We start from the raw sequence: 8,584 nt of genomic DNA, 5'->3' as shown, positions 1-8,584 counted from the left end.
TTTAACCTCTCTTTGTAAAAAGAGGTTTTTTTATTTTTTGTACAAATTATTTAATTTATTATCATAAAAATTTATTTCTCGGAGGAATAAAATACTAAATATAGAATATATTATTAATAAGAGCTTTTTAAAAGTTGTTTTATAGTGGTAACAATAATAATTAGATACTTTTTTATTAAAAACAATTATTTATAATAAAAATAAGATTATTAATAAAGAAAATAATGTTATATTAAATTATTTTAAAACATAAATTAATTCAACAATGAACAATGTACACTAATTTTTGCGAATTGAAAATGTTTTTTACTTTTACAAATTATTTTTATAAAGGTAGCTGAAGAGCCTATAAATTCTTTATCTTTACCGTATAAGATATAAATAAATGGATAATTTTTATGGAGTTATAATTATCATAAGTTAATAATTTTATAAGTATATCCATTAAGTAATACTCTTATTTTAAGTATTCTTGTGGGTTTTTTTATTATAAACATTATGACTTTAAGCAATCCAAATAAAGCAGACAATTATTTATAATGATCGGAGGATATAAGGTGATTAAGAAGAAGAAGTTAGGAGATATTTTAGTTGAAGCAGGATTTATTACAGAAGAAGAATTATATAAGGCTTTAAGGATTCAAAAGGGGAGTGATAAACGGTTAGGTGGAGTTTTACAAGAGCTAGGTTTAGTCAGTGAACAGGACTTAGTAGAGGCATTAGAATTTCAGTTAGGGATTCCACAAGTAGATTTGAACAAATTTGTTATTGATTCAGATATAATCAAAATTATACCATCAACTCTAGCTCAAAGACATCATGCTATACCTATTAAAAAGAGAGGAAATATTTTAACTGTAGCTATGGAAGATCCGCTAGATGTACTAGCAATAGATGATATTAGAATCAAGACTAATTGTGAGGTTATCCCTGTTATTGCTACTAAGACTGAAATTAATCATGTCTTAGAAAAATATTTTGGAAATAATGATATATTAAACGAATTTCTAGATGATATTGATGCAGAATGGAAGAGTGCAGAAGAAGAAGATATCAAAGAAGATGAATTAAGAGAAATGGTAGATGATGCTCCTATTGTGAAACTAGTGAATAATATCATAGCTGATGGTGTCAGGTTAAGAGCAAGTGATATCCATATAGAACCAAAAGATAACGATGTACAGGTTAGATATAGAGTAGATGGTCTTTTACATAATGGGATAAATATTCCCAAAAATGTTCTAGCTGCTTTAGTATCTAGAATAAAGATTATGTCTGATTTAGATATAGCCGAAAGGCGAATTCCTCAAGATGGTAGAATTCAAATGGTTATTCATGGTAAAGAGATAGATTTGCGTGTATCCACTTTACCTACTGTTAGGGGAGAAAAAGTAGTTATGAGAATATTAGATAAAAGTAATCTTATGTTGAATTTAGAGGATTTAGGTTTTTTACCTGAACATTTGAGAGTTTTTAAAGAGATGATAAATTATCCTCATGGAATGATACTAATCACTGGTCCTACAGGTAGTGGTAAAACAACTACTCTTTATTCAGCATTAAATTCACTGGATAATGAGCATGAAAATATTATTACAGTTGAGAATCCAGTTGAATATAGATTAGAAGGAATTAATCAAGTACAGACCAATGATAAAGCAGGAATGACCTTTGCTAGTGCTTTACGTGCTATTTTGCGTCAAGATCCTGATATAGTGTTAATAGGTGAGATTCGTGATAGAGAAACAGCAAAGATTGCTATTAACGCAGCTTTGACTGGACATTTAGTCTTAAGTACTCTACATACTAATGAAGCTGCTGGTGCTTTATCAAGGTTAATAGATATGGGAGTAGAGCCTTTTTTAGTGTCATCTTCGGTTGTAGGAGTTGTAGCACAGCGCCTAGTAAGAAAAATATGTCCACATTGTAAGGTCAAGTCTCGAGAAAAATTAGTAGACAAGGATTTAGAAAGGTATTTAGGTAAAGGGAAAGATAGAATTAATTTTTATCATGGAAAAGGTTGTAGGGAGTGTAATGATACAGGTTATAGAGGACGAGCTGCTGTTCATGAGATTTTAGAGATTGATAATATTCTAAAAAGAATGATAGTACAAGGGGCTTCAACAGAGGATATTGCTGAAAGGGCAATAGAAAATGGGATGATTACTCTAGAAGCCTCTGGTTTGCATAAAGTTAATAAAGGTATTACTACATTAGAAGAGATAATGAGAGTTACTAAAGTACAACTAGGAAAGCCTGAATTCATTGGGTAAAGGAAGTACTAATTATGAGATTAGAGAATTTATTAAAAGAAGGTGTCAAATTGGGAGCTTTAGATATTCACTTAGCTGTTGGTATTCAGGCTATGGCTAGAATTAATAGTAAGTTAAAGGCTATTGGTAATGAAGTAATAACTCCAGACAAGATGGCTAACTTACTTTTGGGAATGATGCAAGAACATCACAAGAAGATATTTAAGGAAAGGGGAGAGGTCGATTTTGCTTTTCATTTAGATTGTGATGGTTTTGATCATCGTTTCAGGGTTAATGCTTTTCACCAAAGGGGTAGTGCTGGTGGAGTTTTAAGAATAATTCCCCATAAAATTCCACCTTTAAACGAATTGGGATTACCCCAAAAATTAAAAGAGATTGCTTTAAGGCCAAGGGGGTTGTTCTTAGTTACTGGTCCCACTGGAAGTGGTAAATTAACTACTTTGGCTTCAATTATTAATTTTATTAATCATAAAGTAGATAGACATATTATTACCCTTGAAGATCCAATTGAATATGTTCATCGCTATGATAAGTCCATTATCAATCAAAGGGAAATAGGTTCTGATACATTAAGTTTTGCTAATGGATTACGTTCAGCATTAAGGCAAGACCCTGATATTATTTTAGTAGGTGAGATGAGAGATTTAGATACTATTTCTACAGCAATTACAGCAGCAGAAACAGGACACTTAGTCTTAGGAACCTTACATACAAATGGAGCTGCAGAGAGTATCGAGAGAGTTATCAATGTCTTTCCTCCTCATCATCAACAACAGGTTAGAACCCAACTAGGATTGATATTACAAGGGATATTATCTCAACAATTAATTCCTACCTCTAACGGTCTAAATAGGGTTTTGGCTACTGAACTGTTAATCGTAAATAATGCAGTTAGGAATCTGATTAGAGAAGGCAAGGTTCACCAGATTGAATCGGTAATGCAAACAAGTAGGAATTCTGGAATGCATACGATGGACTATTCATTGAAGAAACTCTATCAAGAGAATAAGGTGAACTGGGATGATATTTTAAATAGAGCCAATAATATTAATTATATAAAAAATTTAATCTAATATTTGCAGGAGTTCACATTAATTATAGTGAATTACACGTTTGCAAATACCATATTATACAAAATGATTAAAATTAAGGTAAAATAAATTTTGTTATCTTCTTAGAAGGGAGGGCAATCAATGGCGGAATTTGTTTATAAAGCAAGAAATACTGAAGGTAGTAGTTTAGAGGGATTAATGGATGCAGATAATGAGCAAATAGTAGCCAAAAGATTAAGGGACAAAGGATATTATATAATTAGTATTAAAAAATATGAAGACAGGAATATACATATCAATTTTAAAGCCTTTACAAGGGTTACTCTTAAGGATTTAGCTGTCTTTTGTCGCCAATTTTCTACTATGATTAATGCAGGTATATCATTGGTTAGGTCTTTGGATATTTTACTTAGCCAAAGCACTAATCTAAAGTTAAAAGAGACAATTTTATCTATCAAGGAGAAGGTAGAGGGTGGGATGGCATTATCAAAGGCTTTAGAAGAAGAGAAGAAGGTCTTTCCTAGGCTATTTATTAGTATGGTAGCTGCTGGAGAGGCAGGAGGGTTACTTGATGAGTCTTTAGAAGAGGTGGCAGCTCACTTGGAGAATGAGAATGAAATGAAACAGAAGGTTACCTCTGCATTGGTTTATCCTATAATTATCAGTATTGTATCTGTCTTTGTAGTTATATTTCTGACTGTAGGTGTATTACCAACCTTTGTTGATATGTTTGCAGGAATGGATATGGAGTTACCTGCTATTACGGAATTTGTGCTTGCTTCAAGTGATTTTTTATCTTCTTATTGGTGGTTTGTGTTAGCTATACTTGGTGTAGGTGTAGGTGCTATCTACTCTTACTACAGAATAGAACAAGGAAGGCGTAATATTGATAAATTATTATTAAAGGTTCCTTTAATTGGAGATTTAAGTACTAAATTAGCAACTGCCCGTTTTAGCAAAACCTTAAGTGTCTTAATCAGTAGTGGTGTCCCTATTATTGAGAGCCTTGATATAGTTGCCAAGATTATGACTAATAGGGTAGTGGCAGAGAATATTTTAGAGGCCAAAAAGGCTATCACTGAAGGAGAGAGTATGGTTTTACCTTTAAGGCATGGAAGGATATTCCCCAAAATGTTACTTCAGATGGTCAAGATTGGTGAAGAGACTGGTAGATTAGATGAGATGTTATTGAGAGTATCTGGATTTTATGAGAAAGAGGTGGAGAATAAAGTAAATGGAATGGTCTCCTTAATTGAGCCCTTGCTCATTGTAGGGTTAGGAATAGTGGTAGGAGGAATTGTCTTATCGATTATGTTACCAATGTTTAATATGTTAGATGGGATTTAGTTAATTGAGAATAAATTATGAAGGATTAGAAATGAGAAGTAGTTTATTAAATTATTTCTGACTACCGACTTTTGATAAGCAAAGTAGCTTATTTCTATCTAGGAGGTCAGCTTTAATGTTTTTACGATTATCTTTTTGGAAGGATAATATCATAGAAATAAGGAGTGAAATAAATGGTTAGTAAGATAAGAAGAATGATGAACAGTAGTGAGGAAGGTTTTACTTTAATTGAATTAATGATTGTTATTGCTATCTTAGGTATTTTGGCAGGGATTGCTATTCCCAAATTGAGTGGTGCAAAAACTAAAGCTAAAGAGGCTAAAATAACTACTGTAGGTGGTACTTTGAGAACTGCCATGGAAATGTATTTTGCACAGGAAGATAAGTACCCTGAAGTTACTAATTATACTGATTTAGATATTGAGCTAACAAAGGTTGGAATGTCAGATACTGTTGAAGATTTAAAAGAACTTATAACTGGTACTAATCCAGTAGCAACTCAAGCTACTTATTCGTATACTAATAATACTACTAATGATACATATCAGTATATATTTGAAATTACTGCAAAAAGCACTACTAAATATTATGTTGGAGATAAAGCTGTAAGTACAACATCAAGTACCGCTTCTAATGAAGAAGCTGGTACTATAAAGCTTAGTGGAAGTGGAGAATAAAGAAGAATAATTTATAATATTGTATAATTATAAAATCTGACCTTCTATTAAAAAGTAGGGTCTTAAATAATAATTACTATAGAAATGAGTGATAACAATGTTCATAGCAAGTATAGTATTTATTTATGGATTAATCATAGGAAGTTTTTTAAATGTAGTAATCTACCGATTACCTAGAGAAGAGTCAATTGTTTTTCCACCATCACATTGTCCAAATTGTCAGACTAATTTAAAGGCTTTTGATTTAATACCTATATTCAGTTTTCTCTTTAATAAAGGAAAATGCCGCTATTGCAGTGAGAATATTTCTTATCAATATCCTCTAGTTGAGATATTGACAGGAATAATTTTTTTTGCTCTATACTGGAAATATAAACTAAGTATTGAATTATTAATCTACGTAGTCTTAGCCTGCCTATTAATAGTATCTAGTCTGATTGATTTAAAGTATATGATTATTCCTGATTACCTTAATTATTTTGGAATTGTACTAGGTTTCATTTTCGCCCTTTTCTTTGAATATCAGACCCTTTATTCTGCACTCTTAGGCCTTTTAATACCAGCAGCTATCTTATTGTTGATAGTAATTATTAGCAAAGGTGGTATGGGTGTAGGAGATGTAAAACTGATAGCGATGATAGGTGCTTTTATTGGAGTGAAGTATGCTGTAGCTACTATCTTTCTTGGAGCATTTATAGGTTCAGTGATAGGTGTTGGATTGATGATAACAGGTATTAAGGGGAGAAAGGATAGAATCCCTTTTGGTCCATTTATTGCAATGGCAGCTTTATTGATGATATTGTGGGGAGAAGATATTATCAATTGGTATATAGGTTTATTTTTGTAGTATAGTAACCCAACTTTAAAGTGAAGTCAAAATATTATTAGCCACAGATTAACACAGATAAAGAGAAAAAATTTATTGTTTAAAAAGGTTTTGAACTAATCCAGGAAAATTACCCCAAGAGTACTTCTTTATGAAGTAAAGAACACTTCATTCAGGGCGCTGTGTAGATCTGTGGAAAAAAATTTTCTTAAGATTTTTACTAATTTTAAAATTATACATCTATATAGGAGGTAAAAGGTATTATTGATAAATTATATAGTTTAGAAGAAGGGTCTGCACTTTTTTAGTCATGTCAGTTTTAATGGCGTTAACTGTTTTTGCTACTGTTTTAACTTCAATGACAGTATCACATATTAGACAAACTGTTAATGATTCAGCTAGGACAGAGGCCTATTATATTGCTCATTCTGTAGCTATTTCAATGAGAGATTGGGTTGAAAAGGAAAACGTTTCTACAATTGAAAACTATTTTGATAATATTGATGATGGTAGATGGAGTCAATGGCATAGTTTTGGAAGAGATACTGATAAAGAATATCGGGTTAATGCTAAAATAGTTAAGAAATTTATTAATGGTGATGGTAGTTATTTTAGAAAAGATTTGCGGATAACTGCAGAAGGAAGGGCTGGAGAACAGACAAGCCAGGTTATGGTTGAGATGATTCCAAAAAGATATATACCAGGGATTGATTTTGGCCAAGCTATAATTGCTTTACATGGTCTTAATTTAAAAGAAAATGTTGAGATTGATAGTGGCTTTAAATTTAATACTATTGCTAATAAGGATAATTTAACGATTGGAAGTGGGATTAAGGTAGGTGGAGATTCTTATGTAGGAGAAGGGACTGCAGATAGCTTTATTAAGGCTCTTTTAGAAAATAATAGTATAAAGGGAGAAGTTAAAACAATCATTCCTTCTAGTTATATCATGCCTGCTTTTCCTCAAATGCCAGAAGGATTAGGAGAAAATAAGGATTTAACCCTTAGCGATAATCAACAAGCAGTGATTAGTAATGACAGTTCTTATAATCAAATAGTGGTTAATGACAATGGAGAGTTGATAGTAAAAGTTGGAGAAGAAGGAAGAGCAATCTTGGTGAATAATTTGGTAGTTCATGACAATGGGAGAATAAAGCTAGAAAAAAAAGTTGGAGCAAATACCATGAGGGTAGTGAAGGTTTATCTTGAAAATCAACTTGATATTAATGATAGTGGTGTAATAGGGCAATTTGATAACAAAGATAATTTAATAATATACTATGCTGGGAGTGAGACTTTTAGTCCAGAAGGGGATCTTAATGGCAGTATCTATTCGAATAGTGCTGATATTCTACTATTAGCTGGTAACATTGCAGGAAATATTATTTCTGGTGGGAATATAACGGTAAAAGGAAGTATGTCTGGTGTAAAGATTATTTATGCTACCTCTTTGGTAAGTAGCATAAGACTACTTGCCAATATGGTGTTGTATTGCGGGGAATATATGATCATGAGCAGAAAGAGGATTATGGCTATTTATTTTAATTTGACCCTGGAGCGGCAGGCTTATTATTTAGAAGGGCTTATCAGGGGAAACATGATTGGGAAGATGATAAGGAAGTTGGCACTAAATTAGTAGATGGCTTATATCAAGAGACTACAACTTATACTGGAAATGGAACCTATACACGCTATGAGCTAGAGAATGACAACTTTAAGATGGATGACTTTGCAGATTGGAATGGGAGGTATAAGACGATTATTAAGGTTCAAACTCAACCAGATGATGATTTTGATGGTTATGCTGATGACTTGATTGTCAGAATAAAAGTTGTAGATGAATATGGTAATGAATCAAATGAGGTTTATTTTGGTAATACTATGAGAGTAGAATATAACGGACTTACTTTTAAGGGGAAAAAGATGAATTGGAAATATTTCAAAGATAGGGATAATAATAGAGGTAATGTAGCTGATGCTTTACCTGGTAGATATATAGGCTTTAGAAGCTGGGGAACTAATAATAAAGCTAAGTTTTTTGAAGTAAGCTTGGCTGGAGCAGAACCTGCTATGAAGAAGGTTGAAGTAAAAGTAGAAGATAAAAAGATTAATTTTGAGTTTGATGAACAATTAGCTATCTTAACAGAATACAAGTTAACTAACTTAAAGAAGTACTTTAAATTTGAAACTCCAATTGTTGAGTATAATGGAGAGGAGATTATAACCGATATTGAGCAGGTTGATACTAGAACATTAGGATTAACCTGTAATGGAATAGATTTCAATGACAATATTATAATCAAGTATCAAGCAGATGACAAGCTATTAGGTGATAATGATGATAATCCAGTCAAAGATTTTATGATAAAGCTAGTAGATGGTGACCCGCGTTTAATGCAGGGAAACTAA

Annotated in this window: 7 protein-coding genes; all 7 read left to right on the top strand. The window is 32.0% G+C overall.

Annotated elements, in window-relative coordinates:
* The first annotated feature begins 560 nt into the window (after positions 1-560).
* The 7 genes from gspE to U472_RS02800 all read left to right on the top strand — a co-directional run bounded on the left by gspE (position 561) and on the right by U472_RS02800 (position 8,584).
* Complete coding sequence (gspE, locus tag U472_RS02830; RefSeq protein WP_068715338.1) at positions 561-2,273, top strand: type II secretion system ATPase GspE; 1,713 nt, start codon at positions 561-563, stop codon at positions 2,271-2,273.
* A gap of 14 nt (positions 2,274-2,287) precedes the next feature.
* Complete coding sequence (locus tag U472_RS02825) at positions 2,288-3,346, top strand: type IV pilus twitching motility protein PilT (protein WP_068715290.1); 1,059 nt, start codon at positions 2,288-2,290, stop codon at positions 3,344-3,346.
* Between the two features lie 120 nt (positions 3,347-3,466).
* A complete protein-coding gene (locus U472_RS02820; RefSeq protein WP_068715287.1) occupies positions 3,467-4,672 on the top strand; it encodes a type II secretion system F family protein in 1,206 nt (401 codons plus the stop codon).
* A gap of 173 nt (positions 4,673-4,845) precedes the next feature.
* The gene (locus tag U472_RS02815; protein WP_068715285.1) at positions 4,846-5,349 is read left to right on the top strand and encodes a type II secretion system protein; all 504 of its coding nucleotides are present in this window, start codon (positions 4,846-4,848) and stop codon (positions 5,347-5,349) included.
* 97 nt (positions 5,350-5,446) lie between these two features.
* The gene (locus U472_RS02810; RefSeq protein WP_068715283.1) at positions 5,447-6,196 is read left to right on the top strand and encodes a prepilin peptidase; all 750 of its coding nucleotides are present in this window, start codon (positions 5,447-5,449) and stop codon (positions 6,194-6,196) included.
* A gap of 289 nt (positions 6,197-6,485) precedes the next feature.
* On the top strand, positions 6,486-7,811 hold the full coding sequence (locus U472_RS02805; protein WP_068715281.1) for a hypothetical protein: 1,326 nt from the start codon (positions 6,486-6,488) through the stop codon (positions 7,809-7,811).
* A gap of 83 nt (positions 7,812-7,894) precedes the next feature.
* Positions 7,895-8,584, top strand: a complete 690-nt coding sequence (locus U472_RS02800) for a hypothetical protein (RefSeq protein WP_068715279.1) — start codon at positions 7,895-7,897, stop codon at positions 8,582-8,584.

The sequence above is a fragment of the Orenia metallireducens genome (genome assembly GCF_001693735.1).
GTDB lineage: Bacteria > Bacillota > Halanaerobiia > Halobacteroidales > Halobacteroidaceae > Orenia > Orenia metallireducens.
Note: the sequence above shows the minus strand (reverse complement) of the source record. Positions and strands in the feature narration are given on the sequence as shown.